The 26,061-nt window shown below is 67.6% G+C and carries 23 protein-coding genes and 1 tRNA gene; 9 read left to right on the forward strand and 15 right to left on the reverse strand.

What is annotated here, in order from left to right; all coding sequences use genetic code 11:
• Positions 1–118: 118 nt before the first annotated feature.
• Positions 119–880 carry an isoprenyl transferase gene (locus AC1DNG_RS10745; protein WP_043436292.1) on the reverse strand — a complete coding sequence of 254 codons (762 nt, stop codon included), beginning with the start codon at positions 878–880 and terminating at the stop codon, positions 119–121.
• A 154-nt stretch (positions 881–1,034) separates the two neighbouring features.
• Between AC1DNG_RS10745 and trhA the strand changes: the two genes are divergently transcribed.
• Positions 1,035–1,751 (forward strand): PAQR family membrane homeostasis protein TrhA, encoded by a 717-nt coding sequence (trhA, locus tag AC1DNG_RS10750; protein ID WP_230009209.1) that lies wholly within the window; start codon positions 1,035–1,037, stop codon positions 1,749–1,751.
• Positions 1,752–1,836: 85 nt separating this feature from the next.
• On the opposite strand, the gene AC1DNG_RS10755 is transcribed toward trhA, so the two are convergent.
• The 4 genes from AC1DNG_RS10755 to mca all read right to left on the reverse strand — a co-directional run bounded on the left by AC1DNG_RS10755 (position 1,837) and on the right by mca (position 6,147).
• On the reverse strand, positions 1,837–2,544 hold the full coding sequence (locus tag AC1DNG_RS10755; RefSeq protein WP_476887323.1) for an HAD family hydrolase: 708 nt from the start codon (positions 2,542–2,544) through the stop codon (positions 1,837–1,839).
• Complete coding sequence (locus tag AC1DNG_RS10760) at positions 2,541–4,793, reverse strand: thioredoxin domain-containing protein (RefSeq protein WP_476887324.1); 2,253 nt, start codon at positions 4,791–4,793, stop codon at positions 2,541–2,543. Before AC1DNG_RS10760 ends, AC1DNG_RS10755 begins: the two co-directional genes overlap by 4 nt.
• Entirely contained in the window at positions 4,771–5,136 is a 366-nt protein-coding gene (locus tag AC1DNG_RS10765) for a hypothetical protein (protein WP_476856576.1), read from the reverse strand. The genes AC1DNG_RS10760 and AC1DNG_RS10765 overlap by 23 nt, the downstream gene beginning before the upstream one ends.
• Positions 5,137–5,241: 105 nt before the next feature.
• Positions 5,242–6,147 carry a mycothiol conjugate amidase Mca gene (gene mca / locus AC1DNG_RS10770; protein ID WP_230008780.1) on the reverse strand — a complete coding sequence of 302 codons (906 nt, stop codon included), beginning with the start codon at positions 6,145–6,147 and terminating at the stop codon, positions 5,242–5,244.
• Positions 6,148–6,264: 117 nt separating this feature from the next.
• Between mca and AC1DNG_RS10775 the strand changes: the two genes are divergently transcribed.
• Together AC1DNG_RS10775 and greA are read left to right on the forward strand one after the other, a co-directional pair.
• Positions 6,265–6,717, forward strand: a complete 453-nt coding sequence (locus AC1DNG_RS10775; protein ID WP_476849093.1) for a DUF4307 domain-containing protein — start codon at positions 6,265–6,267, stop codon at positions 6,715–6,717.
• A 219-nt stretch (positions 6,718–6,936) separates the two neighbouring features.
• A complete protein-coding gene (gene greA / locus AC1DNG_RS10780; RefSeq protein WP_028277369.1) occupies positions 6,937–7,431 on the forward strand; it encodes a transcription elongation factor GreA in 495 nt (164 codons plus the stop codon).
• Between the two features lie 135 nt (positions 7,432–7,566).
• Here greA and AC1DNG_RS10785 read toward each other — a convergent pair whose 3' ends face one another.
• The 4 genes from AC1DNG_RS10785 to AC1DNG_RS10800 form a co-directional block, all read right to left on the reverse strand.
• A complete protein-coding gene (locus tag AC1DNG_RS10785; protein ID WP_476849094.1) occupies positions 7,567–8,193 on the reverse strand; it encodes a rhomboid family intramembrane serine protease in 627 nt (208 codons plus the stop codon).
• A 5-nt stretch (positions 8,194–8,198) separates the two neighbouring features.
• A complete protein-coding gene (gene ilvA / locus AC1DNG_RS10790) occupies positions 8,199–9,437 on the reverse strand; it encodes a threonine ammonia-lyase (protein ID WP_028277367.1) in 1,239 nt (412 codons plus the stop codon).
• A 21-nt stretch (positions 9,438–9,458) separates the two neighbouring features.
• A complete protein-coding gene (locus AC1DNG_RS10795; protein WP_476856577.1) occupies positions 9,459–10,772 on the reverse strand; it encodes an AI-2E family transporter in 1,314 nt (437 codons plus the stop codon).
• A gap of 131 nt (positions 10,773–10,903) precedes the next feature.
• Entirely contained in the window at positions 10,904–11,881 is a 978-nt protein-coding gene (locus tag AC1DNG_RS10800; protein ID WP_476856578.1) for an aldose 1-epimerase family protein, read from the reverse strand.
• Between the two features lie 90 nt (positions 11,882–11,971).
• On the opposite strand from AC1DNG_RS10800, the gene galK reads away from it, so the two are divergent.
• Positions 11,972–13,132: a galactokinase gene (gene galK / locus AC1DNG_RS10805; protein ID WP_476856579.1), complete on the forward strand. Its 1,161-nt coding sequence runs from the start codon at positions 11,972–11,974 to the stop codon at positions 13,130–13,132.
• 20 nt (positions 13,133–13,152) lie between these two features.
• Entirely contained in the window at positions 13,153–14,391 is a 1,239-nt protein-coding gene (locus tag AC1DNG_RS10810) for an acetyl-CoA C-acetyltransferase (RefSeq protein WP_476856580.1), read from the forward strand.
• Positions 14,392–14,505: 114 nt separating this feature from the next.
• Here the strand turns inward: AC1DNG_RS10810 and AC1DNG_RS10815 are convergent, their stop codons facing one another.
• A complete protein-coding gene (locus AC1DNG_RS10815; RefSeq protein ID WP_476856581.1) occupies positions 14,506–15,408 on the reverse strand; it encodes a Bax inhibitor-1/YccA family protein in 903 nt (300 codons plus the stop codon).
• Positions 15,409–15,572: 164 nt separating this feature from the next.
• Positions 15,573–16,523 carry a hypothetical protein gene (locus AC1DNG_RS10820; RefSeq protein WP_476856582.1) on the reverse strand — a complete coding sequence of 317 codons (951 nt, stop codon included), beginning with the start codon at positions 16,521–16,523 and terminating at the stop codon, positions 15,573–15,575.
• Positions 16,524–17,031: 508 nt separating this feature from the next.
• On the opposite strand from AC1DNG_RS10820, the gene AC1DNG_RS10825 reads away from it, so the two are divergent.
• From AC1DNG_RS10825 to AC1DNG_RS10840, 4 genes are read left to right on the forward strand one after another with little or no spacing between them, the layout of a single operon-like run.
• A complete protein-coding gene (locus AC1DNG_RS10825) occupies positions 17,032–18,315 on the forward strand; it encodes a branched-chain amino acid ABC transporter permease (RefSeq protein WP_476856583.1) in 1,284 nt (427 codons plus the stop codon).
• A gap of 9 nt (positions 18,316–18,324) precedes the next feature.
• Complete coding sequence (locus tag AC1DNG_RS10830) at positions 18,325–19,293, forward strand: branched-chain amino acid ABC transporter permease (protein ID WP_223914177.1); 969 nt, start codon at positions 18,325–18,327, stop codon at positions 19,291–19,293.
• Entirely contained in the window at positions 19,290–20,384 is a 1,095-nt protein-coding gene (locus tag AC1DNG_RS10835) for an ABC transporter ATP-binding protein (RefSeq protein WP_476856584.1), read from the forward strand. The genes AC1DNG_RS10830 and AC1DNG_RS10835 overlap by 4 nt, the downstream gene beginning before the upstream one ends.
• Entirely contained in the window at positions 20,381–21,154 is a 774-nt protein-coding gene (locus tag AC1DNG_RS10840; protein ID WP_230009341.1) for an ABC transporter ATP-binding protein, read from the forward strand. The genes AC1DNG_RS10835 and AC1DNG_RS10840 overlap by 4 nt, the downstream gene beginning before the upstream one ends.
• 534 nt (positions 21,155–21,688) lie before the next feature.
• Here AC1DNG_RS10840 and AC1DNG_RS10845 read toward each other — a convergent pair.
• The 4 genes from AC1DNG_RS10845 to AC1DNG_RS10860 all read right to left on the reverse strand — a co-directional run bounded on the left by AC1DNG_RS10845 (position 21,689) and on the right by AC1DNG_RS10860 (position 26,033).
• Positions 21,689–23,038 (reverse strand): ABC transporter substrate-binding protein, encoded by a 1,350-nt coding sequence (locus AC1DNG_RS10845; protein ID WP_476849104.1) that lies wholly within the window; start codon positions 23,036–23,038, stop codon positions 21,689–21,691.
• 315 nt (positions 23,039–23,353) lie between these two features.
• Positions 23,354–23,427, reverse strand: a tRNA-Leu gene (locus AC1DNG_RS10850).
• A gap of 32 nt (positions 23,428–23,459) precedes the next feature.
• Entirely contained in the window at positions 23,460–24,404 is a 945-nt protein-coding gene (locus AC1DNG_RS10855; RefSeq protein WP_476887325.1) for an N-acetyltransferase, read from the reverse strand.
• Positions 24,405–24,530: 126 nt separating this feature from the next.
• Positions 24,531–26,033: an NAD(P)/FAD-dependent oxidoreductase gene (locus AC1DNG_RS10860; RefSeq protein WP_476856586.1), complete on the reverse strand. Its 1,503-nt coding sequence runs from the start codon at positions 26,031–26,033 to the stop codon at positions 24,531–24,533.
• Positions 26,034–26,061: the final 28 nt, after the last annotated feature.

A 26,061-nucleotide genomic window follows, 5' to 3' on the forward strand; every position in this document is an offset into this window, starting at 1 on the left:
TCCCCGATCGGCCGGCGAATTGCCTGCCGATGGGATTAACGTACGTCTCCGGGGGCCGGTTTGTCCGATAATTTTTCGGCGATTCTTGTTGCCGTCTTGTGAACTCCGCGTGAACCGCTCAGGCGCCGAAGCGGCGCTGCCTGCCGGCGTAGTCGCGCAGGGCACGCAGGAAATCCACCTTGCGGAACGCCGGCCACAAGGCCTCGCAGAAGTAGAACTCACTGTACGCGCTCTGCCACATGAGGAATCCGGACAGCCGCTGCTCCCCGGAGGTCCGGATCACCAGGTCCGGATCCGGCTGGCCCCGGGTGTAGAGGAAGCGCGAGATGTCATCCACGGTGAGTTCATCGGCCAATTGTCCAATGTCCGCTCCCCGGGCGACGGCGTCGTGCAGCAGTTCCCGGACGGCGTCGACGATCTCCCGCCGTCCGCCGTAGCCGACGGCGACGTTGACGTGCAGCCTCTCCTGCGCGGGCGTGCGCGCCGTCAGGTTGTTCAGCCGCTCGGCGAGGTAGTCCGGCAGCAGCTCGGGGGCGCCCATGGCGTGAACCGAGATGTTGGCGTCCTCGTCCAGCCGGTCCAGGGTGTTGGCGATGATGCCCATCAGGAGGTCGAGTTCCTCGCCGGAGCGGTTCATGTTGTCCGTGGAGAGCATGTACAAGGTGACCACCTTGATGCCCAGCTCCTGGCACCAGCCGAGGAATTCGTGGATCTTGTCCGCGCCGGCCTGATGGCCCTGGCTCGTGGGGGCGTTGAACTGGCGGGCCCAGCGACGGTTGCCGTCGACCATGACGCCGACGTGGCGCGGGATCCGTTCAGGATCGAGGGAGCGCTGGAGCTTGCGCTCGTAAAAGCCGTAGAGGAATCCGGGCATTTCCATCCGGAGATTCACCTGGCTTCCTTGAGGTACTTGTTCAGTGCACATCCTAGGCTACCTGCCGGAGGGCCGTGCCGGGTGCAGCTCCGTCACAGGACAGCCCCGGACCGCTTGTTACTCACCGGTAACTTACTAGGGCGTAGGTTACTATTACGGCATGGAAAGCAACAGTCCGGAGCCCCGGCCGGAGCCTCCGGCGAAGCGGGCAACCCCGGTGGACGACGCCGCGGTGCGCCTGGCTGAACTGCTGATGATCAAGCCCAAATGGCGGGGCTGGATCCACACCGTCACCGCCCCGCTGGCACTGGCCGCCGGGCTGGTGCTGGTGATCCTGGCGCCGCCGGACCTGAAGGTGGCCTGCGCCGTCTATGCCGTTACCGGGGTCCTGCTGTTCGGCGTCAGTGCCGTCTATCACCGCGGGAACTGGTCACCGCGTGTGAAGATCGTCCTGAAGCGGCTGGATCACACGAACATCATGCTGGTGATCGCCGGAAGCTACACGCCGCTCGCCTGGGCCCTGCTGGACCGGCAGCAAGCCGAAGTGCTGCTCTGGGTGATCTGGTCCGGGGCCATCCTCGGTGTGCTGTTCCGCCTGCTGTGGACCAATGCCCCGCGGTGGCTCTATGTGCCGATCTATATCGCACTCGGCTGCGGCTCGCTGTTCTATCTGCCGGACTTTTTCGCCGCCAACGCTGCCTCGGCGGTGCTGATCTGCGTCGGCGGGGTCCTGTACATCACGGGAGCCGTGTTCTATGCGCTGAAGAAGCCGAATTTCAGCTACGAACACTTCGGCTTTCATGAACTGTTCCATGCGCTGACGGTCTTTGCCTTCGCCGCGCACTACATCGCCATTGCCATCGCGGTCCTGGGCTGACGCCGGCTGCGCTGATTCTCCCCACCTTTGAAACTGCGCCGCCGGGACTCGCCGGCAGTTCGGCCCGACACGCCGGGCGCCGGCTTCAATCGTGGGGAATTCCGGCGTCAGGAGCTGGCCCTCGGCTCAGCCGGGATGCCCTGCCGCAATGAGCTCGGGCAGCAGCCGCATGTCTGAAAAGACGGTGGTTCCGGGACCGGCCAATCGGGAAGCCGGGGGTGACACCGCCGGCATACGCGAAGACGTGCATTCCCGCCGCCCGGGCGGCCTGGACGCCGTAGGCGCTGTCCTCGACGACGGCGCACCGCCCGGGAGCGGTGCCCAGGCTCGCCGCGGCGTGGAGGAACAGGTCCGGCGCGGGTTTGCCGTTGGCCACCTCTGTGGCGCTGTAGATGCGGCCCTGGAAGCGGCGCAGCAGCCCGGTCTTGCCCAGGGTCCGGCGCATCTTTTCGTGGCTGCCGCTGGAGGCGACACAGTGCGGCAGGGACAGCCGGTCCAGGGCGTCCTCGATGCCATCAACGGCCTCGAGGTCACGTTCAAACGCCTCCTGGTACCAGCGACCGTAGTCGCGGTCCCAGCCGTCGGCCAGCCGGACCCCGAGCTGCTGTTCCACGGCGGCCACAAAGTGCGCCTCGGATTTTCCGACGAACCGTTCCACGATGTCATCGAGTTCCAGGTCCCAGCCGAGATCGGCCAGCACTCGCTGGTCCACCCGGATGGCGATCACCTCGGAATCGACCAGCACACCGTCGCAATCGAACACCACCAGCTCAAAGCCGTCCTGACCACTCATGAGGACATCCTAGCCAGCTGCCCGCGCATTTCTTCGACGGAAGTCGAGGGGAGGCCGCAGACCATGCCGCGGCACAGGAACACCTGCGGGGCGCCGTCCGGGCCCGCGCCGCGGCCCTGCAGCAGCGGTACTGGCCGGGCGGCGCCGTCGTCCTGGACCGCGACCACCAGCCCGGGGCTCGCCGAGAGCAGCAGCTCCCGGTGCAGCACGGCCCGTTCCGGGGTGTCCGGTCCGGCGACGGCGGCCTCGATGGGACCGGCGAGGGCGGCCTGGGCGGTCGCGAGCAGCCAGCCGGCGGCGCGGGGTGCCTGGCCGGCAAGCGGAGGAAGCAACAGGGCGAGGATGCTGGCCGCCAGGGTGCGGTGTTCGGACGAGCCGGAGAAGGCCGAGTGGGTCAGCAGGGCACCGGCCAGCGCGGCGGCGCCGCTGGGGGTGGCGCCGTCGAACGGTTCCAGGCCCTCACGGCCGCCCTGGGCGGCCGTGACCTGCACGGACTCCCCCGCAGCGTCCCTCAGGCCGCCGTCGGCCGCGAACCGCCTACAGGCGGCGTCCAGAATGGCCTCGGCCAGCCCATACCAGCGGGCGTGCCCGGTAACCGCATAGAGCGCGAACAGCCCCTCGGCGCAGAAGGCGTAGTCCTCCAGCAAACCGCCGATTCCGCCCGCCACTCCGTCATGGGAGACGCGCAGAAGCCTGCCGGGGCCATCCGCCGCGGGCCGCCAGTGCACGCGCTCAAGATAGTCCGCGATCCGCTCCGCCGCGGCCACAAGCTCCGGGCGTGCAAGGACGGCGCCGGCGTCGGCGAGGGCGGCGACTGCCAGCCCGTTCCAGCCCGCCACCACCTTGTCATCCCGGCCGGGCTGGGGCCGGTTCCTGCGCGCCTGCGCCAGCAGCGGGCGCACCCGCTGCCACAGCGCGGCGTCCCCGGCGGACATCTCCAGGCCCGGATGCAGCGGCGAACCGTCAGCGCTCACGCTTCCGGGCATTCGGACGTTCATGAGGGCCGCCACGGCGGCGCCGTCGGCCGGGCCCAGGAGCGACTCAAGGCCGCCGGGAGTCCACAGGTAGCTGGCCCCCTCGGCGTGCACGCCGTCGACGACCGTGTCGGCGTCCAGCGACGACGCCAGGGCCACGACCCCGGTGTCCGGTCCCGTCGCAGGGCCCGCCGCAGGGGCTGGCGCCGGGCCCGTCGCAGGTGCCAGCCCGAGGCGGGCCAGGAGCCAGTCGGCGGTAAGCCCGGCAATCCCGGCGGCCTCGGCCGCCGGGTACTCCGGCGTGCCGCCCAGCCGGACCCAATGGACATAGACGCGCAGCAACTGGGCGTTGTCGTAGAGCATTTTCTCGAAGTGCGGAACGGACCAGTCTCCCGTCACCGAATAGCGCGCGAAGCCGCCGTCGAGCTGGTCGAACAACGCCGAGCGGGACATTGCTGCCAGGCACCGACCGGCCATGTCCCGGGCCGCCGTCGCGGTCTCCAGGCCCGCGGTGTCCGGAGCGGCTGCCGGCGGCATGCTGTCCGAGGGCACTGCGGCGTGACGGATCAGGAATTCGAGCACGGCCGCGGGCGGGAACTTCGGTGCGCCGCCGAAGCCGCCGTGGTCCCGGTCCTCGGCGCCGGAGAGGGCGGTGACGGCTTCGCCAAGGAGCGCCGCGTCCAGGGGTTCGGCCGGCCCGTCGAGGCGCAGGGCGGCTGCCGGCTGGGAGGCGGCGATGCCGCGCGCCAGGGTGGCCGCGTTGGCCTCGACGGCGCCGCGGCGTTCCGTCCAGGCCTCGCTCACGGCTTCAACGACCTGCCGGAAGGACGGACGGCCCGGCATGGGCCGGGGTGGGAAATAGGTGCCGGCATGGAAGGCGCGGCCATCGGGCAGGAGGAAGACGGACATCGGCCAGCCGCCCTCGCCGCTGATCGCCTGCGTCGCTGTCATGTAAACAGCATCGACGTCGGGGCGCTCTTCCCGGTCCACCTTGATGGAGACAAAGTGGGCGTTCAGGTAGTCGGCGGTGTCCTGGTCCTCGAAGGATTCATGGGCCATGACGTGGCACCAGTGGCAGGCCGCGTAGCCGATTGAGAGGAACACCGGCACGTCCCGGGCGGCAGCGGCGGCGAAGGCCGCGTCACCGAACGGCTGCCAGTGCACGGGATTGCCGGCGTGCTGGCGCAGGTACGCAGAGGGTTCCGCCGCCAGGGCATTCGAGGCCCCGGACGGTGGGTTGGGGAATCCGCGGTCAGCGGGTTCCGGGTCCCGCATCGCCGTTGACTTCCGGCCGGTTAACCCCGCCGTCGGCGGGGAAGGCCGTGCCGTCAGCGCGGAAGGCAGCGCCGTCGGCAGGGAATACGCCGCCCGGGGCCCCTGGTTCCTGGGATGCGTCCTCGGCGGCCGCACGCTCTTCCTCCACCTGGGCACGGTAGCGGACCCGGCGGATACGCCGCACCATGTCCACGATCAGCAGCGCGGTCAGCACCACGATGAAGGCTGTCAGCAGGAAGCCCAGCAGACCCGGGGTGACCTGGTCCTCGGACAGGCCCGGGCGCAGCGACGGCGTAGGGGTCGGCGCCGGGGTTGTTGCGAGGGCGATGAGCAAGGAATGCACGGTGGGAAACCTTCTGTGGAACTGGGTGTCTTTTCTGCGGTGACTTTTCTACAGTGCTTTGTCTACAACATCTTTTCTACACTGGATAGAAGAGCCATTTCGTCTCTATCTTAGCCCGGCGAAGAGGTCCGTTTCCGGCAGATCCACGGGGATCCGGGATTCGATCAGGGAGTAGTCCTCCCACGGCCAGACCTTGCGCTGCATGGCCGAGGAGACCGCGAAGAAGAATCCTTCCGGGTCCACCTGGGTCCGGTGTGAGCGGAGTGCGTCGTCGCGGGCTTCGAAGAAATCGCCGCACTCGACCTGGGTTGTGGTGGCGTGTGTCGGCGGCGGCGGGGTATGCCCCTCGGCGTCCGCTTCCAGCCACGCAGCGAGCCGCTCGGCATACGGGGACTGCAGGCCGGCCTCCTCCAGCGCGGAGTGGAGGGCACGGAAACGGTCCGGGCTGAAGGCGCGGTCGTAGTAGAGCTTGCTGGGCACCCAGGGTTCCCCGGCGTCCGGATACCGGGCGGGATCGCCGGCCGCCGCGAAGGCCTCGACGGCCACCCGGTGCGCCATGATGTGGTCCGGGTGCGGGTAACCGCCGTTCTCGTCATAGCTGAGGATCACGTGGGGCTTGAAGTCCCGGACCAGCCGGACCAGCGGTGCGGCCGCCCGCTCCAGCGGCTGCAGGGCGAAGCACCCGGGCGGCAGGGCCGGCAGGGGGTCGCCCTCGGGCAGCCCGGAATCGACGAAGCCGAGCCAGCGCTGCCGGATGCCGAGGACGTTCGCGGCGGCGTCCATCTCCAGCCGGCGTGCCCCGGCCATGTCGCGTTTGGGGTGCGGTTGCCCCTCCATCGCGGGGTTCTGGATGTCGCCGCGGGAGCCGTCCGTGCACGTGGCCACCAGGACGTCCACGCCGGCGGCAGCATACATCGCCATCGTGGCGGCACCCTTGCTGGATTCGTCGTCGGGATGAGCATGGACCGCCAGCAGACGAAGCGGTGCTGACGGGCTGGGGGATGCTGTCATCGTGGGACGGCTCCTCTTTCTGCTGTGCTGCCCTGTTGGGGTGCGTCTGTTGGTGTGCGTCTTGGTCTGTGCGGCCAGCCGGAAATATCCCGGTCCGATCCACACTAAACTGGACTGGTGACTTCCGAGGACCAGCCTGCCGCGCCGGCACCTAACAGCCTATCCAATCGTTACGGCGGCCAAAAGCGCGCGCTGTCCCGCAAGGTCAAACGCAACATCCTGATCGCCGCCCTCGCCGTGGGCATTGCCTTTCTGGCCTGGGTCTCGACGTCGGCGGCCATCGGCGGTGTCAGCTACAAGGATGTCGGCTACAGCACCCCCGACGCCACGGTCACGGAAATCGACTTCCAGGTCACGAAGGACCCGGCAGCGGAGGCGAAATGCGCTGTGAAGGCCATGGACTCGAAGTTCGCGATTGTTGGCTGGAAGGTTGTGGACATCGGGCCGAACGCGGCCGATGCCGGCACGGACGGCGGACGCACCACAGCCCACCGCACCCAGCTGCGCACGGAATCCCAGGCGGTCTCCGCCGTCGTGGACAGCTGCTGGATTCCCGACGCCGGACAATAACGGGACCACAGCCCGCGGCAAGTGCCGGGCCGCGCACGCAGTGATGCCGTCCGAGGCTGCTTGGGACACCGTGTGATCCACGCCGCAGTCCTCTTTGGTTTATCCACAGGATTGACTACAATGGATCAATACCTTTCCCCCGCTGAGCTGGTTACTGCGTCATAAAAGTGGCCACCGTGGCGGGGTCTTTGCTTGTATGACCACCCAAAGGAGAAGTCCGTGTCTACCACCAACAGCGCAACTGCGGCTTGGCTTACCCAGGAAGCTTTTGACCGCCTGAAGGCAGAGCTGGACAACCTTTCCGGCCCCGGCCGGGCAGAAATCGTCCAGAAGATCGAAGCGGCGCGCCAGGAGGGCGACCTCAAGGAGAACGGTGGCTACCACGCTGCCAAGGAGGAGCAGGGCAAGATCGAGGCCCGCATCCGCCAGCTCACGGCCCTCCTCCGGGACGCCCACGTCGGGGAGGCCCCGGCCGACGACGGCATCGTGGAGCCCGGCATGATCGTCGTGGCCAGGATTGCCGGCGACGAGGAGAGCTTCCTGCTCGGCTCCCGTGAAATTGCCGGCGACTCGGACCTGGATGTCTTCAGCGAGAAGTCCCCCCTCGGCGCGGCCATCGTCGGCCACAAGGAGGGCGACAAGCTCAGCTACACCGCCCCGAACGGCAAGGACATCACGGTGGAGATCATCTCCGCCAAGCCGTACGCCGGCTGACACCAGCGACATAACAGCGACGCCGGTCTCTCCTTCAAGGGGAGGCCGGCGTCGTTTTTTCCGCCCGTTGGCGGGGGGCTGTTGGGGCCGGCCGGTTTGGCCGGAGTCCTGGGGAGGTGTCCTCTTTCCGGGTACTCAGCGTCCCGCTGGCAGCGCACCGGGGCGCCTGGTGCTCAGCAGCAGCGCGGCTGTGATACCGCCAATAGCCCCGCCCAGATGGGCCTGCCACGAGACGAAACTGGCCACGGTGGGCAGGATTCCGAACAGGATGCCGCCGTAGGCCATGAACAACACCACGGACAGGGCGATCTGCCACCAGTTCCGGTTGATGAAGCCGCGGACCAGGAGGAACGCGAAGAGCCCGAACACCAGCCCGGAGGCGCCAACAGTGACGCTGGCGCCGCCGATGAGCCACACCACGAGCCCGGATGCCAGCCAGCTGGCGGCCAGTGCGGTGATGAACACCCGGCGCCCGGAGAGGAACACGAGGAAGCCGAAGATGATCAACGGGAGCGTGTTGGACATCAGGTGGGCCAGGCTGGAGTGCAGCAGCGGAAAGGTCAGGATGTCCAGGATCCCGTCCAGGCTGCGCGGCCGCAGCCCGAAAGTGCGGTTCAGGGAGTGGAACAGTGCGGTGTTGAGGATCTCGATCAGGTAGAGCAGCACCACGAAGGAGCCGACCACCAGCAGTCCCCGGCGGGCCCGCACCGCGGTGCTCTCCCCTTCCCGCGGCTCCCCGCCCCCAAACGCGTCCGTCACCATGGCCCCTAGTGCACCACGATCGGCTGGAAACCCTCGGCGCGCAGCGCCGCCAGGACCTGGCTGCAGTGCTCGTGGCCCTTGGTTTCCAGGTTGACGGTGATGGAGACGTCGCCCATGCTGATGGAGCCGCCCACCCGGGTGTGGTCCAGGCCCGTGACGTTGGCGTCGTTCTCGGCGATGATGCGGGCAATCGTGGCCAGCGAGCCCGGACGGTCGTCCAGCATCATCCGCACGGTCATGTACCGGCCGGCGGCGGAGAGGCCGCGCTGGATGACCTTGAGCATCAGCATGGGGTCGATGTTGCCGCCCGAGAGGACCACCGCAACGGTTCCGGGGTTTTCGATCTTGCCTTCCATGAGCGCCGCGACGCCGACGGCCCCGGCAGGTTCGACCACCATCTTGGCGCGCTCCAGCAGGAAGATCAGCGCCCGGGCCAGGGCGTCTTCGCTGACGGTGACGACGTCGTCGACGAGCTCGCGGATGATGCTGAACGGCAGCTGGCCCGGCCGGCCCACGGCGATGCCGTCGGCCATGGTGGAGACCTTCTTGAGCGGGACGAGGGCGTCGGCGGCGAGCGAGGGTGGGTAGGCGGCGGCGTTTTCAGCCTGGACGCCGATGATGCGGATCTCGCGGCCGAGTTCTTTGGCGCGCGCCTTCACCGCGACGGCAACGCCCGCGAGGAGTCCGCCGCCGCCGACACCCATCAGGATGGTGTCGACGTCGGGGACCTGTTCGAGGATCTCCAGCCCGACCGTCCCCTGGCCGGCGACGACGTCGACGTCATCGAAGGGGTGGACAAAGACGGCGCCGCTTTCATCGGCGTAGCGCTTGGCTTCCGCCAGCGCCTCGTCCACGTTGTGGCCATGCAGCACCACCTCGGCGCCGTGGCTGCGGGTGGCGGCGAGCTTGGGCAGTGCGACGCCGAGCGGCATGTAGATCCGGGCCTTGATGCCCAGGCTCTTGGCTGCGACAGCCACGCCCTGGGCGTGGTTTCCGGCAGAGGCCGCCACGACGCCGCGCTTCTTTTCGGCGTCGGAGAGCTTGGCCATCCGCACGTAGGCACCGCGGACCTTGAAGGAGCCGGCGCGCTGCAGGTTTTCGCACTTGAGGAAGACCTCGCCGCCGACCGTGCTGCCGAGGGCCCGCGATGATTCCACGGGCGTCCGCGTAATAATCCCGTCGAGCAGCTTCTGCGCCTCCAGGACATCGTCCAGCGTGACGGGCAGGCTCTCAAGGGTATTCACGAACTGTTCTCCTTCTTTGGATCAGGCGTCGGTGCCCCGTCCGGCATCGCTGCCCGGAGCACCGCTGTTGGGTGCGGCGCCCTCGCCGCCGGGGTTTGCGCCCGGCAGGTGGACGTCTGTGAAGGTGGTGTCTGCGCCGGGTTCGGGGGCATGACCGCCCCCGGCTCCCGCGGTTGCCAACACTTCATCATGTTCCCACGTTCTGCCCGCAATGTAGCGAATCGACGAGTTTGCTACGGCAAGGATCGGAACGGAGAACAATGCGCCGGGGATCCCGGCGAGGTAGGAGCCGGCCGCGACGGACAGGATCACGGCGACGGGGTGGAGGGAGACGGCCTTGCCCATGACGAGGGGCTGCAGGATGTGGCTTTCGAGCTGCTGGACGCCGAGCACGATCGCCAGCATGATGAGGGCGTTGACGGGCCCGTTGGCGACCAGCGCCAGCAGCACGGCGATCGCGCCGGTGAACAGCGCGCCGACCACCGGGATGAACGAACCGAGGAAGACCAGCACGCCCAGCGGCAGCGCGAGCGGCACGCCGATGATGGCGGCGCCGACGCCGATTCCCACGGCGTCCACGAAGGCGACGAACATTTGGATGCGTGCGTAGCTGACCATGGATGTCCAGCCGCGGCGGCCCGCGCCGTCCGTGGCCCGGCGCGCCTTCCGGGGCATGAGCCTGACCAGGAAGGCCCAGATTCTGTCGCCTTCGAGCAGGAAGAAGATCAGGATGAACAGCGCCAGGACCAGGCCGGCGGCGAAGTGCCCGGCGGTGCTCCCGAACGTCAGAGCCCCGCTGAGGATGCTGCTGCTGTTGTTCTGCAGGGCAGCGGTGGCGTCCTCGATGTACTTGTCGATCTGGGCGGCCGTCAGGTGCAGCGGGCCTTCCGACAGCCAGGTCTGTACCTGCTGCACGCCCGCGAGCGCCTGGGACCACAGCTCGCCGAAGCCCTGCATGAGCTGGCGCCCGACCAGGGTCAGGGCACCGACGATGAGGCCGATGAAGCCGAGCACAGTGATGGCGACGGCGAGCCCCTTGGGCACGCGCCGGTTGGCCATCCAGCGCACTGCGGGGCTGAGGAGCCCCGAGAGGAGGGCGGCCACCATGACGGGGATGATGAGGAAGCTGACGTGGCTGAGCAGCCAGACCAGCAACCCGATCACGAGCAGGATCAGCCCGCCGCGCCACGCCCAGGCGGCGGCGATCCGCACGCCGTAGGGAATATCCTGGTCGATCTCCCGGTCGGTCCATACCCGGGCCCCGGCACGTGCGCCGGTCCCAGCCGCGGAATAGGAGGGGCTTGTGGCAGGTGCGGCGTCCTCAGCTGGCGTCATAGCCCCATGATTCCGTAGGCGACGTTCAATAGGAAACCAGCAACCAGCAATCAGCACCGGGCGACGGCCCAGACACCGGTCGACGGCCGAGGCACCGGCCCGGGGGCCGTTCCTGGGGTCAGGCCGCCGGGTCAGCCTGCAGCGGCCGTCAGCGAGGCCGAGATGCCCCAGGTCATGGAGAACTGCTCCCCCGGCGCAAGCCAGCGCAGTCCCTCGCCGCTGTTGAACGCGTTGGCGGGACCGGTCATCGGCTCGATCGCGACCGCCTTCGACCGGCCCGGAAATTCCGTCGTCACGAAGACATGGACGTACCCGCAGCTCGCGTCCTGCCACAGGCTCACCGTCCGCCCGTCGGGTGAGCGCAGCGTGTGCCGGGCGACGCCGCCGTCGAACTCCAGGTCCGTGTAGGCCGAATCGAGGTCAAGTGTCCCTACCGGCCGGCCGCCGCGCAGATCGAAGTCGCCGCTGACCGGTTCACTGCTGCGCGGGATGAGGCGGTCGTCGGCGACCAGCCTGGTCCGGGCGTCGACGCTCACGGTGAGGTCCTCGCTGGGCACGTCGCCCAGCCGCAGGTACGGGTGCGCACCAAGCACGAACGGCGCGCGGTACTGGGAATCGTTGATCAGGGTTTGGCGCACCACCAGGCCCAGGTCCTCGGCCAGTTCATAGCGGACCCGGTGCCGCAGAAGAAACGGGTAGCCGTGCTGCGGAAAGACTGCCGCCTCCAGGGTTACGGAGAACTCGTCCTCGTCCACGAGATCGTAGGAGGAGTTCCGCAGCAGACCGTGGCTGGCGTTATTGCGGGAGACCTCGGTGATGTCCAGCTGCAGCTTCTTGCCGTTGAGGTGCCAGACCCCGTCCTCCACCCGGTTGGCCCACGGTGCCAGCGTGATTCCGGTGGCGCCGGGCGCAATGTCGGCATCCCCGTAGGTTTCCGTCAGGGCGGTGTCTCCGCGGCTGTAGAGCCGCAGGCCGGCGGCGAGTTCGGTGACGACTGCCAGGGCGTCGCCGCGCCGGAGCTCGTACTGCCGGCCGGACGCGTACCTGCGCATCGTGTCATTGGCGGCGGATACTGTGCCGGATGCCGGGGGTGTCGCCGAGAGATCCATGGTGACCACCGTACAGCCCGCACCACACAAACAACCCCGCGAACCCGTATACCTTGGACCCATGACTTCCAGCAGCGCAGGAGCCAGGCCTTGAATCCACCCCTGGACAGCCGCGGGCTCGCCGCCCGGTTTGAGACAGTCTTCGGCGCCCGGCCCGACGGCGTGTGGCAGGCACCGGGACGGGTCAACCTCATCGGCGAGCACACCGATTACAACGAGGGCTTCGTCCTGCCGTTCGCCATCGACCGGGCGGCCCGGGTTGCCGTCCGGGTCCGGCCGGATTCCACCGTGCGGATGCTCTCCACGTTCGGCAACCAGGGGCTGACCACCGCGGAGACCGGCTCGCTGGCCCGCGCCAGCGCCAGGGGCTGGACAAAATACCCGCTCGGGGTCATCTGGGCCCTGCAGCAGCGGGGCCTCCAGGTTCCCGGCGTGGACCTGCTCCTGGATTCCGAGGTTCCGCGAGGGGCGGGCCTGTCGTCCTCCCACGCCATCGAATGCGCCGTGATTTCGGCGCTGAACGGGCTCATGGACGCCGGCCTCTCCGTGCAGGACATGGTCCTGGCCACCCAGCGGGCGGAGAATGACTTCGTCGGCGCGCCCACCGGCATCATGGACCAGTCCGCCTCGCTCCGGGCCACGGCCGGCCACGCCGTCTTCCTCGACTGCCGGGACCAGAGTGTCCGGCTGGTGCCGTTCGACGCCGACGCCGCCGGACTGGTGCTGCTGGTCATCGACACCCGGGTTTCCCATTCCCACGCCGACGGCGGCTATGCGGCCCGCCGGGAATCGTGCGAACTTGCCGCCGAGGTCCTTGGCGTGCGGGCGTTGCGCGACGTCGGGTTCGAGGACCTCGAGGAGGCCAGCGGGCTTCTGGACCAGGAGACCTTCCGCCGGCTACGGCATGTGGTCACCGAGAACCAGCGCGTGCTGCAGACGGTGGAGCTGCTGGACACCAGGGGCCCGGCCGCCATCGGCCCCCTGCTCGACGCGTCCCATGCCTCGATGCGCGATGACTTCGAGATCTCCTGCGCGGAGCTGGACCTTGCCGTGGACACGGCGCGGTCGGCTGGCGCGGTCGGCGCCCGCATGACTGGCGGCGGCTTCGGCGGCTCCGCGATCGCTCTGACCCCGGCGGGATCGGCGCAGCAGGTTCGCTCCGCCGTCGAACGTGCCTTTGCCCGGGCTGGGTATGCCGCGCCGGAGATCTTCAGCGTCAGCCCCGCGGCCGGAGCCATGCGCCTGGCCTAGGCGGGGCGTAGTCTGGGCGCATGCCAGAAGCTGTCATCGTTTCTACCGCCCGGAGCCCGATCGGCCGCGCCTTCAAAGGGTCCCTGAAAGACGAACGTCCCGACGATCTCGCCGCGGCCATGATCACAGCGGCCCTCGCCGGGATTCCTGCGTTCGACGCCGCCGCCGGGCCAGGCCGCGGCCTGGACGACATCTATCTGGGGTGCGCCGAGCCAAGCGGTGAGGCCGGCTCCAACATGGCCCGGGTGGTCAGCATCCTGGCCGGGCTGGACAACGTTCCGGCCGCCACCATCAACCGTTTTTGTGCCTCCAGCCTGCAGACGCTCCGGATGGCCTTCCACGCCATCAAGGCCGGCGAAGGCCAGGCGTTCGTGGCCGCCGGGGTGGAGGCAGTGTCGCGCTACCGGGACTGGGCCGGCGCCGGCGAGACCGACGCCAGCACGCACAATCCGCGCTTCGAGGCGGCCCGGAAACGCACCGAGGCCCGCGCGGCCGCCAACACGCCGTGGACCGACCCGCGGCTGGGCGGCCGGATGCCGGACGTGTACATCGCCATGGGCCAGACGGCGGAGAACGTCGCCACAAGCTACGGCATCACCCGCGCCGAGCAGGACGACTGGGCGGTGCTCAGCCAGAACCGGGCCGAGGCAGCCATCGCCTCCGGGTTCTACGCCCGCGAAATCACGCCCTACACCCGTGCCGACGGCTCGGTGGTGGACCGCGACGATTCACCGCGTGCCGGGGTGACAGCAGAGGCGGTCGGTGCCCTGCAGCCCGTCTTCCGCAGTAGCGGCACTGTGACGGCCGGGAACGCGTGCCCGCTCAATGACGGGGCCGCCGCCGTCGTGGTCATGAGTGACTCGCGCGCCCGCGAACTGGGCCTCGAGCCGCTTGCCCGGATCGTCTCCACCGGTGTCAGCGCGCTGTCCCCGGAGTTGATGGGCATGGGGCCGGTGGAGGCGACCCGCCGGGCACTCGCGATCGCTGGGCTGGGCATCGGGAACATCGACCTGGTGGAGCTCAATGAGGCCTTCGCGGTCCAGGTGGTGGCCAGCGCCCGGGAGCTCGGCATCGATCCGGAGAAGCTCAATGTCCACGGCGGCGCCATCGCGCTCGGCCACCCCTTCGGGATGACCGGCGCACGCATGACCACCACGCTGCTCAACGGGCTCCGCGCCCGCGACGCCTCCCTCGGCCTGGCCACGCTGTGCGTCGGCGGCGGCCAGGGCATGGCGGTTGTGTTGGAGCGGCTCAGCTGAGGCGTTGCAGCTGAGCCGCACCAGCAGCCACCAGCTGCCGCATACGCGAGAGGAGCCCCGCCGTTGGGCGGGGCTCCTCTCGGGAAATCAGGGGTATTTCAGGAACGACGCCGGTCAGTCGTCACCGCGGAGGATGGCCAGGAGTCGGATGATCTCGACGTAGAGCCAGACCAGCGTGACCGTGAGGCCGAAGGCAGCGGTCCAGGAGAAGCGCTGCGGGGCGCCGGCGTTGATGGCCGCCTCGATGGACGTGAAGTCCATGATCAGGGAGAAGGCGGCCAGGCCGATCGCCAGGAAGCCGATGAAGACGCCGAGCGGGATGCCCATGATCTCCACGCTGGTGCTCAGTCCGAACGGCGTGGTCACGGCCCCGGTCATCATCATGAAGAGGTTGATGAGCGCGAACACCGCATAGCCGATCAGGGCGATCATGAAGAACCGCATGAGCTTGGGCGTCGCCCGGACCTTGCCGCTCTTGAATAGCACCAGCGTCACGGCGAAGACGGACAGCGTCCCGACGACGGCCTGGATGCCGACTCCCGGGAACAGGTTGTCGAGGATGCGGGTCAGGCCGCCGAGGAAGAATCCTTCGAGCAGGGCGTAGGCCAGGATCAGTCCGGGCGACGGCTGCTTCTTGAAGGTGTTGACCATTGCGAGGGCGAAGCCGCCGAGGGCTCCGAGGATCATCAGCATGGATCCAGTGCCCTGCGGGACGGCGAGCGCCACTGCGGCGCCGACTACCAGGATGCCGAGGCACCCGGCGGTCTTGACGATGACGTCGTCGTACGTCATCCGTCCAATGTCAGCCGGCCCGGCCGCCGGGCGGTTGTACAGGTCCTGGAGCTGTTCCTGGGTCATGCCCTGCTGGGCCGATTTCCACCCGCCCTGGCCCGGGGCCTGGCCGTAAGCGGTCTGGCCATACGGGTTCTGACCGTATGGGGCCTGCGGGGCAGGCGGTGCCTGGGTGGCTTCGCGGAAATTCTTTCCGCTGAAGATCGGGTTTCCGCCATGTGCCATTGCGGGTGTCCTCCAAAATAAGGGGGTGGGTGATGTTCCGGTGCGATGCGGACTAGTGCGTTGCGGACTAGACGAAACAGGGTTTTATATAGTCACGCTACCAATTCCCACGGCTGACAGGGAGGGATAGTTCCCCACGGGGACCGCCGCAACCGAACCGTGATCTAGGTCAGCGGGTTTTTCAGGCCGAGCATGTCCGCGGACGCCGGCCTCCCGGCGCGGCTCGCGAGAGTGCGGCTCGCGACAGTGCGGCTCGTGACGGTGCCGGCCGCGAGCAGGCCGGACTGTCCGTCACCGTGGAAATCGTCGAACCGCTGCGACGGGTCCCCCTTCGGCTCCGGGAGGGGGCCGGGAACCGGCGCCGGCGTTCCCGTGCCGCTGTTGACAATGACGTCGTCGATATAGATGTCGGCCATTTGCTGATCGTGTTCGGAGCCAAGCTGGAGCGTGTCGAGCGTCGTGGCGGAAATACTGACAGTGCCGGCGTAGACCGAACGCCCGTCCCACCAGACTTGGACGTTGGTCCCGGGGCCGTTGGGGACCACGTGCATGACGAGCCGGTGCCAGGAGTCAGTCGGGACGTCCCGCCGCAAGGTGGTGTAGGCGAACCCTGCGGGTGACGAGGTACGGAGCACGAGCTCATGGGAGATGTTCTGCCGGAAAACATCCAGGACGCGGACTCCGCCGGCAAAGAACCGGAAGTAGGGAACATTGTTTCCCGCCATTCCTTCGGCGGCGATGTTGAACCAGCCGTCCGCATATGCCTCCGTGGTCCCGGGGGTCAGGCCCACCGTCAGCCTGGCGATGGAGCCCGGCGCCGCGGTGGTGTGCAGGAGGGCGGCACAGTTCCCGGAGTGCGAGAGCCCGGTGGACACCGAGGCGTTCCCCGTCCCGGCCGCGGAAATGCCGAACCCGTCCAGGGTGCCTGCCTCGAAGCTGGACGCCGCCGCCTGGATCCCCGGATAGGGGTCCCTGAGTGCCTCCGTGGAGGGAACGCAGGCCTGCGCCCCAGCGGGTTCGGGGCCCAGGCTGAGCGCCGGGAGGCCCAGGATCGCCAGTACAAGCGAACCCGCGAGGCACAGCTTGACCACCCGGTTCATCAGTCGGCCCTCCACGATCGGCCCCTGCCTTCGGCGCCGGCCGGATTCCGGAACGAACGGACTCGGGTTCTGGCGCTCTTCGCACCATAACGCCGGCGGGCTTGGGAAAAGCTTGGGGGTGGCGGTGACGCGGGCCGGAGCGGACGTGCCCGGCCGCCCGCGCCAGCCCCGAGTGGCCCGGCGAATTGGGGACCGGGCAGGCCACTGTTTAGGCATACTCGGAATCAACAAAAGTTTTCTTTAGCTGGGCTACAGCAAGGTGTCGGCGGCGCTACACGGTTGTTACCCGATCGCGACGTTCTCCCTGCTCGCGGCGGCATTCTTTGGGTCCCCCGGGCTGTAGCATAGGCCACACAGGGTGACGGACATCACAACACATGATCGTAATGCCAGACGCTCGTCCCCTGACCGTTCGCAACGGTTGCAAAGGCGCAACCCACAGCACCCCCATGTGGAGGTTTTCAATTTGAGAAGCACAACGAGCGGCCTGTCGCAGAGACGGCGCGGCAGACTATTGAGGGCTGTGGGGTCAGTATTTGCAGCCACGGCTGCGCTACTGCTCATCGTGGCCCCGGCGTCCAGCGCCACGACCCCCTCGCCGACACCATCCCCGTCGGCCACCCAGTTCACGAACAGCATCAGCGGCTTCCTGCGCGGCGACGACCGCGCACCGATCCCCGGGGTGACCATCACCGCCACGAGCGGCGATTTCACGGGAACCACCAAATCGGGAGCCAACGGCGCCTGGACCATCGGCGTCCCCACCCAGGGAACCTACGAGGTCAAACTCGATGAGTCCACGCTTCCGCAGGGCATCAAACTGGCCGAGGGCCAGGAGAACCCCCGCAACGTCACCTTCAGCCAGACCTCAAACCTCTCGGTGATCTTCACGTTTGGCAAGGGCATTGTCGTGGAGCAGCAGAATTTCATGCAAAACCTGCTCAACCGGCTGGTGGCAGGCCTGAGCTTCGGCCTGTTGCTCGCCCTCGCGTCCGTGGGCCTGTCCCTGATCTTCGGCACCACCGGCCTGACCAACTTCGCCCACGGTGAAATGGTCACCCTCGGCGCGGTGCTGGTGTTCGCCTTCAACCAGATGCACCTGCCGTTCTGGCTGGCCGTCATCCTGGCCGTCATCGGCGGCGGATTGTTCGGCTACGTCCAGGACGCGGGCCTGTGGAAACCCCTGCGGCGCCGCGGAACCGGACTTGTTCCGATGATGATCGTCAGCATCGGCCTCGCCCTGTCCGTGCGCTACATCATCCAGTTCTACTTCGGCGGCGCCACCCAGCAACTGCCGTTCGCCCAGAGCGTGGAAATCCTGATCGGCCCGATCTCCATCTCCCCCAACAACCTCTTGTCCCTCCTCGTCAGCGCCGTCGTGATCGCCGCCCTCGGGATCGTCCTGCTCAAGACCCGCCTCGGCAAGGCCACCCGTGCTGTGGCCGACAACCCGGCGCTGGCCGCGGCCTCCGGCATCGACGTCGACTCCGTCATCCGGATCGTCTGGGTGGTCGGCGGCATGCTCGCCGCCCTCGGCGGCATCCTCTGGGCCTACTACCGTCCCGGCGTCACCTTCGACATGGGCTCGCAGATCCTGCTGCTCATCTTCGCCAGCGTCACCCTCGGCGGCCTCGGCACAGTCTGGGGCGCCCTGGTCGGTTCCATCATCGTCGGCATCTTCGTTGAGCTGACCACCGTGTTCGGCCTCGCAGCCGACCTCAAATACGTGGGAGCGTTGTTCATCATGATTGTTGTCCTCTTGTTCCGCCCTCAGGGCATTCTGGGCCGCAAAGAGCGCGTGGGTTAGGAGACAGCCATGGACTTCGGATTCATATTTTCCAGCGCCGCCGGCGAACTTTTCAGCCCGACGACAGCTGCCTACGCCCTGGCCACCCTCGGCCTCGCGGTTCACTTCGGCTACACCGGCCTGCTCAACTTCGGCCAGGCAGGCTTCATGGCAGTGGGGGCCTACGGCTTCGCCATCTCCACCCTGACGTTCCATGTGCCGTTCTTCGTCGGGCTGCTCATCGCCGTCGTCGCCTCCGCCATCTTCGCCCTGCTGCTGGGCATCCCGACGCTGCGGCTGCGGGCGGACTACCTGGCCATCGTGACCATCGCGGCGGCCGAAATCGTGCGCTACATCGTCACGACCAACCAGCTGACCGCCGTCACCGGCTCGGCCAACGGCCTGGCCGCCTTTGAGGGCGATTTCTACGCCATGAACCCTTTCCCGCCGGGGACCTACGTTGGCATGAACAACCGCGACTTCTTTATCCGGGTGGTCGCCTGGGCAGTCGTGGCCCTCTTCTGCACCCTGGTCTGGCTGCTGATGCGCAGCCCCTGGGGCCGGGTACTCAAGGGCATCCGCGAGGACGAGAACGCCGTCCGCTCGCTCGGCAAGAACGTGTACGCCTACAAGATGCAGTCCCTGATCATCGGCGGCGCGCTCGGTGCCCTGGCAGGCATGATCTTCACGATTCCCCGCGGCGCGGTGCAGCCGGCCAACTACGGCACGGAATTGACGTTCTTCCTCTACACCTGCCTGCTGCTCGGCGGGCTCGGCACTGTGCTCGGCCCGGTGGTCGGCGCGATGATCTTCTGGGTGGTGCTCTCGCTCACCCAGGGCATCCTCTACGGCCTGATCGAGTCCGGCACCATCACGTGGCTGAACACGGTCCAGGCCGGGCAGCTGCGTTACATCCTGGTCGGCGTGGCGCTCATGCTGCTGATGATCTTCAGGCCCCAGGGCGTTCTCGGCAATAAGAAGGAGCTGGCATTCGCATGAGCATTCCAAGCGAAGAGTCACGGGACGAACCCCGCACGTCGGAAGAGATCGACTATATGACGGACAACCGTCCGATCGCCGCCGGCGAGATCGCGCCCGGTTGCAAGAAGCGTGATCCGATCGTGGTGGCAGAAAACGTCACCCGCACCTTCGGCGGCATCAACGCCGTCGACGTCCAGTACCTCGAGATCCCGCGGCACAAGATCACCGCGCTGATCGGCCCCAACGGCGCCGGCAAGACCACCTTGTTCAACCTGCTGACGGGATTCGATACCCCGAACTCGGGTACCTGGCAGTTCGAGGGCAACAACATCGCCGGCGTCTCCTCGTACAAGGTTGCCCGGATGGGGATGGTGCGCACGTTCCAGCTCACCAAGGTCATGGGCAAGCTCACCGTCATGGAGAACATGCGCCTCGGCGCCTCCAGCCAGTCCGGGGAACGGCTGTCCAAGGCTTTGTTCAAGGGCATCTGGGGCGGCCAGGAAAAGAAGATCACCCAGGAAGCCAACGTGCTGCTGGAGAAGTTCAAACTGGACGCCAAGAGGGACGACTACGCGGCGTCGCTGTCCGGCGGGCAGCGGAAGCTGCTGGAAATGGCCCGCTCCCTCATGGTGCGGCCCAAGCTGGTCATGCTCGACGAGCCGATGGCCGGCGTCAACCCGGCGCTGACGCAGTCGCTGCTGGACCACATCAAGAACCTCAAGGCCGAAGGCATGACGGTTTTGTTCGTCGAGCACGACATGAACATGGTCCGCCACATCGCCGACTGGGTGGTGGTGATGGCAGAGGGCAAGATCGTGGCCGAAGGGCCTCCCGCCGAAGTCATGAAGAACCCCGCTGTGATCGACGCCTATCTCGGCGCCCACCACGACGTGGATCTCGGCGACGCCGAGGGCATCAAGGAACTGGCCGCGGAGCTGGTCGCCGACGAGGAATCGATTGTCGGCACTGAAAACGCCGGCATCATCTCCGCCGACGTCCTCGCCACCGAGGCGGAGGAGGCGGCGAACGGGACGACGCGCGGCCGCCGCAGCGCCGGAGAGCCGAACCGCGCCGAAGAGCCAAACCGCACAGAGAAGGACAAAGAATGAGCGCCACCAGCGCGGCACCGGCCGCCCAGCCCGCCTTCGATGGCGACTCGGTCGTGAAGGTCACCGATCTGGTGGCTGGTTACATCCCAGGCGTCAATATCCTCAACGGCTGCAGCATCGAAGCCCGCAAGGGTGAGCTGATCGGCATCATCGGCCCCAACGGCGCCGGCAAGTCCACGCTGCTGAAGGCCATGTTTGGCCTGGTCAAGGTCCACTCCGGCTCGGTGGTGGTCCGCGGGCAGGACATCACCGGGCTCAAGGCCAACAAGCTGGTCAGCAAGGGCGTCGGCTTCGTTCCGCAGAACAACAACGTGTTCGCCGCCCTGACCATCGAGGAAAACATGCAGATGGGCATGTTCCAGCGGCCCAAGGACTTCGCCAAACGGTTCGACTTTGTCTCCGAACTGTTCCCGGAGCTCGCCAAACGGCGCGCCCAGCGTGCCGGCTCGCTCTCCGGCGGCGAACGCCAGATGGTCGCCATGGGACGGGCCCTCATGATGGACCCGGCCGTTCTGCTGCTCGATGAGCCCTCCGCGGGCCTCTCCCCTGTCAAGCAGGATGAGACCTTCCTCCGGGTCCACGAGATCAACCGGGCCGGCGTCTCCGTCATCATGGTGGAACAAAACGCGCGCCGCTGCCTGCAGATCTGCGACCGCGCCTACGTGCTGGACCAGGGCAAGGACGCGTACACCGGTACTGGCCGGGAGCTCATGAAGGATCCCAAGGTCATCCAGCTCTACCTGGGGACGCTCGCAGACACTGTCGAATAGCGCTTCGGGCAGTATCCCCACAGGGGCCGTCACCAGCCGGTGGCGGCCCTTCTGCGCGCCCGGCGGCGGGCTACAACATTCCGTGGGCCGACGGCATCTCCAGTCGCCTCCGGCCGCCCCCGCAGCCACTTGCTCGGCCTCCGTCGCCCTTCGGTTGAGCCACGTTTTCGCGGCGGTTTCGGACCGGCGCACCTCGGATCCGCGCCGCCCTCGTCCGAATCCGCAGCGCAAATCCGGTTCCGCAGCCGCCGCACGGCCACGGCAGCCCTTCCCCGCACCTCCTGGCTGCCAAGGCACCTCGGATGTCGACACCACGACGCCGGCCCCTCCCGGCGTCCTCATGTCTTGTTTCCGCACCGGCTCCGGACCGGCGCACCTCGGATCCGCGCCGCCCCTGTCCGAATCCGCAGCGCAAATCCGGTTCCGCAACCGCGTCCGGTTCCGCGGTCCTGACGCTCCGCCCCCGCTCCCCCGCACACAAAAGACCCCCGTCCGGACTGGACGGGGGTCTTTTGTTAGTCGAGGGGAAGCGGCTTACAGCTTGCCGAATTCTTCCTTGACCGGCTTGTAGGTGTTGTCATCCTGGTACTCGTAGATGCCAATGTAGGCTTCCGTCGGGTCGCCGGCGTCGGAGAACGTTACGGGGCCGGACTGGCCGTCGTAGTCGATGTCCTTACCGTTGCGAAGCAGGGTGACGCAGCTCGGGAAGGTGTTGCACTTCTCCCCACCCTCAGAGACGTCCTTCAGGTGCGCCGCGATATCAGTGCCCTTGGTGCTCTTGGCTTCCTCAGCCGCCAGTGCGATCAGGTTCACTGCGTCGTAGGACTCGCCGGAGTAGCTGTAGTCCTTCAGCGCCGGGTCAATCGCCAGGAGCTTCTTCTTGAAGTCCTCCTTGGCGAAGGTGCCCGGGATGGTGCCCTGGGCGCCCTTCAGGGTTCCTGCCTGGAAGTCCTTGCTGTAATCGGACATGTTGCCGTCCACCATGAAGATCTGGGTCGGCTTGACGCCCTTGCCCGTCATCAGCGGAACGATGCTCTTGGCCTGGTCGAAGGTGATCAGGGCAATGGCATCCGGCTTGGCGGCCAGAACCTTGTCCACCTGGCTGCTGAACTGGGAATCGCCTTCATTGAACAGCTCCTGGGCCACAACCTTGCCGCCGGCCGCCTCGAAAGCTGCCTGAACGTTCTTAGCAAGGCCGGTTCCGTAGGCGTCGTTCAGGACGATCATGCCGACCGTCTGGGCGCCACAGGTGGCCATGTAGTTGCCGAGGACCTTGCCCTGGAGCACGTCCGAGGGCGCGGTGCGCCAGTAGAGGCCCTTGTCATCCCACGCCGTGAAGTCCGGGGAGGTGTTGGCCGGGGAGAACTGGACGACGCCGGCACCGGTGATCTGGTTGATCACGGTCTTGGAGACACCCGAGGAGGCGGCGCCGACGATTGCGCTGACGCCCTGTCCGAGCAGTGCCGTGGTGGACTGGGTGGCGATGTCGGTCTTGGTGTCGCCGGAGTCACGGTGGATGACCTCCACCGGCTTGCCCAGGACGCCGCCGGCATCGTTGACCTCCTTGATGCCGAGGTTGACACCTGCAATTTCGGGCGGGCCGAGGAAGGCCAGCGAACCCGTCGTCGGCAGGAGCGAGCCGATCTTCAGGGGCGTGGGGGTGGTGGTGGCCGAGGCGGGCACAGTGCCCGTTTCGCCGGCGGCGCTGGTACCGCCACCGGTGGCGCTGGGTGCCGGGCACGCGATTCCCGCGGCCGCGGCTGAGCTGGATCCCGACGAACTCGGGGCGGGTGAACCGCCACAAGCCGTAGCCAAAAGGGCGACGCCGAGGCTAAGCACGGTGAGCTTAGCGACGCGGGGCGCAACCCGGGGGAGTGAAGTCATGTACAAGCTCCTCGATCTAAAGGTGCGAACGGCCTTTGACGCGAAAGATCAGGTGTTCCTGATTCCACTTCAAGCTAGTGCAATTTCGACGTGAAAATAAGTGACTACGGTCACATCCTTATAACACTCGTTGCATAGAGGAAATCTGGACGGTTTGCGGCGGCTGTTTTGTCGGGGGCGACGGCCCGGAACGGCTGCCCGGGTCAGGCGACCCCGAGGGCAAGCACGTGCGTGGGACAAGCCCGTGCGAGGGGCCTGGGAACGCCGGGGGTCAGGGCCCGGCTGTCGGGCGCCGCAGGGCGGCGCGCAACTCAGTGCCCCAGGTGGGACTCGAACCCACAACACGCGGATTTTAAGTCCGCTGCCTCTGCCAATTGGGCTACTGGGGCGCCCGGTCAATGGTATCCCGTCGCCGGGCGGATCAGTCCGCGAATGGCCCCGCGTAGCGGAAGGTGCCGCTCACGCCGCCGGGCCAGACGGCGAGCGGCAGCAACTGGAAGTGCGCGGCCCAGCCTGCCTCCGGCGGCGCCACCCCGAGCGAGGTGGACGGAACAAAGCCGAAGCGGGAGTAGTACTCGGGGCTGCCCAGCAGGGCTATCCCCCGCTCCCCCGCGGTGTTGGCCCGCGCCACGGTCTCGTTCATGAGCGCGGTGCCGATGCCGTGGCGCTGCAGCCGCGGCACCACCCCGATCGGCCCGAGGCCGAGCAGCTCCAGACCGTCCACCCACCCGCGGGTGCTGATCACATGCCCCACGATTTCACCGTCGAGTTCGGCCACGATGCTGAACGCCGGCAGGTATTCCTGGCACTCGAACAACCGCGCCAGCAGCTTCACTTCCTCGGGTTCGCCGTCGACGTGCTCTCCGGTGGCGGGCGAGATGGCAAACGCGGCGGCGGTGAGGGCGAGGATGGCTGGACGGTCCGCCGGTTCCTCGCTGCGCAGCACGAGTTCCGGTGCCGGTTTGTGCACCCCGTTGGCCGCGACGAGCTCGTGCAGTACCTCCAGCGCCCGTTCGGTGTCCGCCACCGGCACCAGCAGATGGTCATGGTGGAAGCCGGCAAGGACGTTGCAGCTGATCTTCGCCTCGGTCAGGGCCGCGCTGACGGCTGCCGTGAGGCCGATCGCCTCAAGCGAAGAGTGCACCTGGAGCGTGATCCAGGCCGCGACGAAGTCGTAGGAGAGCCCCAGGCTGTCCGCTTCGTTCCGCGGCAGCACGACGGTCAGCCCTTCCGCCTCACGGACGGCGGCCGCAATGGCCCCGGCCAGGGGCTTGCCGTGCGGCCACAGGGCGTAGACGTATTCGCCCTCGCGCAGTTCGGGGTGCATGGTGGCCAGGAGGGCGTGCAGGTCCTTTTCAGCTGTCATGGAGCCAGTCTAGGCGGGGGTCCCGCGCTCCTGCCCGCTCCCGGCGTCCTGGGGCGGCTGCCCGCCACGAAAACGGCGGCCGCTCCCCCTGGGGGGGAACAGCCGCCGTCGAAGGCTCGGATCAGGCTACTTGGAGTCGGCCGGAACAGCTTCCTTGGTGTCGTTCTTGGCAGTGTCGTTCTTGGCAGTGCCACTCTTCGCGGCGTCGTTCTTGGCAGCATCCGCAGGCGTGCCGGCAACGGGAGCAGCGGCAGGCTTCGGGGCCGGCGTCGCTGCGGCCACGAAGGCGCCGCGCGGGTTGTCCAGATCCATCAGCTGCGTGGTGTCGCGGCCCAGGAAGAAGGCCCAGATCCAGCCGGAGATCACGCGGATCTTGCGCTCCACGGTGGGGATGGCCATGCCGTGGTAGCCACGGTGTGCCAGCCAGGCCAGCGGGCCCTTGAGGCCGATGCGGCCAAGCAGGTTGATGTTCGCCACGCCCTTCCATTCGCCGAAGCCAGCGACGGCGCCCAGGTTCTTGTGCTTGTAATCCTTGAGCGGCTTGTCCCAGCGGGAGGCCCACAGGTTCTTGGCGAGGCGCTTGGCCTGGCGCAGCGCGTGCTGCGCGTTCGGCACGCACGTGCCGTCCGGCAGGCCGCTGCCCGTGAGGTCGGGGACGGCAGCGACGTCGCCGGCGGCCCAGGCGTTCTCGATGATGCCCTCGTCGCCTGCGATGCGCAGATCGGCCAGGACGCGGACGCGGCCGCGCGGCTCGAGCGGGAAGTCGGTGGAGCGGACCATCGGGTTGGCCTGCACACCGGCAGTCCAGACCAGGGTGTCGGTCTCGAATTCCTGGGCCGGGCTCTTGTCCGGGAGGTTGATGAGCTTCAGGGAACCCTCGGCGTTGTCGAGGGAGGTGTTCAGCAGGACCTCGATGCCGCGGCTGCGGAGGTGCTCGACGACCCATTCGGCCTGCGATGCCGTGACCTCGGGCATGATGCGGCCCATCGCCTCGACCAGGACGAAGCGGACTTCCTCCTGCTTGATGCGCGGGTTGTTCTTGACCGCGGCGCGGGCCAGGTCTTCCATTTCGGTGATGCACTCGATGCCGGCGAAGCCGCCGCCGACGACGACGAACGTCAGGGCGCGGGCGCGCTCAACGGGGTCCGTCATGAGGGAACCGGTCTCGATCCGCTCGAGAACCTTGTTGCGCAGGGCGACGGCCTCTTCGATGGTCTTCAGGCCGATGCCCTTGTCCGCGAGGCCCTTGATCGGGAACGTGCGGGTGATGGCGCCGGCGGCAAGCACGACGTCGAAGTACGGAATCTCGAAGGTGTGTCCACCGTCGGAGGGTGCGACCACTGCCGTGCGGTTGGCGTGGTCGATCGAGGTGACGCGGCCCTGGATGAGTTCCGTCTGCTTCAGGTGCTGGCGGTGCGAGACGACTGCGTGGCGCGCCTCGATGTTGCCGCCGGCAACTTCCGGCAGGAAGGGCTGGTAGGTCATATAGGGCAGCGGATCCACGAGGGTGACGATGCCACCGGCATTCGCGATCTTTTTCTGAAGTTTGAGGGCTACATACAGGCCGACGTACCCGCCGCCGACGACGAGTACCCGGGGACGGTCCTGGAGCTGAAGGGAGGATGCCATATCTCAAGAATACAGTAGTTTGTGAAAA

Source organism: Arthrobacter sp. 01T425 (genome assembly GCF_056398725.1).

Coding starts and splice junctions, on each gene's coding strand:
- AC1DNG_RS10745 (WP_043436292.1), bottom strand. CDS start 880: ATGGAAATGCCCGGATTCCTCTACGGCTTTTACGAGCGCAAGCTCCAG.
- trhA (WP_230009209.1), top strand. CDS start 1,035: ATGGAAAGCAACAGTCCGGAGCCCCGGCCGGAGCCTCCGGCGAAGCGG.
- AC1DNG_RS10755 (WP_476887323.1), bottom strand. CDS start 2,544: ATGAGTGGTCAGGACGGCTTTGAGCTGGTGGTGTTCGATTGCGACGGT.
- AC1DNG_RS10760 (WP_476887324.1), bottom strand. CDS start 4,793: ATGCGGGACCCGGAACCCGCTGACCGCGGATTCCCCAACCCACCGTCC.
- mca (WP_230008780.1), bottom strand. CDS start 6,147: ATGACAGCATCCCCCAGCCCGTCAGCACCGCTTCGTCTGCTGGCGGTC.
- AC1DNG_RS10785 (WP_476849094.1), bottom strand. CDS start 8,193: ATGGTGACGGACGCGTTTGGGGGCGGGGAGCCGCGGGAAGGGGAGAGC.
- AC1DNG_RS10795 (WP_476856577.1), bottom strand. CDS start 10,772: ATGACGCCAGCTGAGGACGCCGCACCTGCCACAAGCCCCTCCTATTCC.
- AC1DNG_RS10800 (WP_476856578.1), bottom strand. CDS start 11,881: ATGGATCTCTCGGCGACACCCCCGGCATCCGGCACAGTATCCGCCGCC.
- AC1DNG_RS10810 (WP_476856580.1), top strand. CDS start 13,153: ATGCCAGAAGCTGTCATCGTTTCTACCGCCCGGAGCCCGATCGGCCGC.
- AC1DNG_RS10815 (WP_476856581.1), bottom strand. CDS start 15,408: ATGGCACATGGCGGAAACCCGATCTTCAGCGGAAAGAATTTCCGCGAA.
- AC1DNG_RS10830 (WP_223914177.1), top strand. CDS start 18,325: ATGGACTTCGGATTCATATTTTCCAGCGCCGCCGGCGAACTTTTCAGC.
- AC1DNG_RS10835 (WP_476856584.1), top strand. CDS start 19,290: ATGAGCATTCCAAGCGAAGAGTCACGGGACGAACCCCGCACGTCGGAA.
- AC1DNG_RS10840 (WP_230009341.1), top strand. CDS start 20,381: ATGAGCGCCACCAGCGCGGCACCGGCCGCCCAGCCCGCCTTCGATGGC.
- AC1DNG_RS10845 (WP_476849104.1), bottom strand. CDS start 23,038: ATGACTTCACTCCCCCGGGTTGCGCCCCGCGTCGCTAAGCTCACCGTG.
- AC1DNG_RS10855 (WP_476887325.1), bottom strand. CDS start 24,404: ATGACAGCTGAAAAGGACCTGCACGCCCTCCTGGCCACCATGCACCCC.
- AC1DNG_RS10860 (WP_476856586.1), bottom strand. CDS start 26,033: ATGGCATCCTCCCTTCAGCTCCAGGACCGTCCCCGGGTACTCGTCGTC.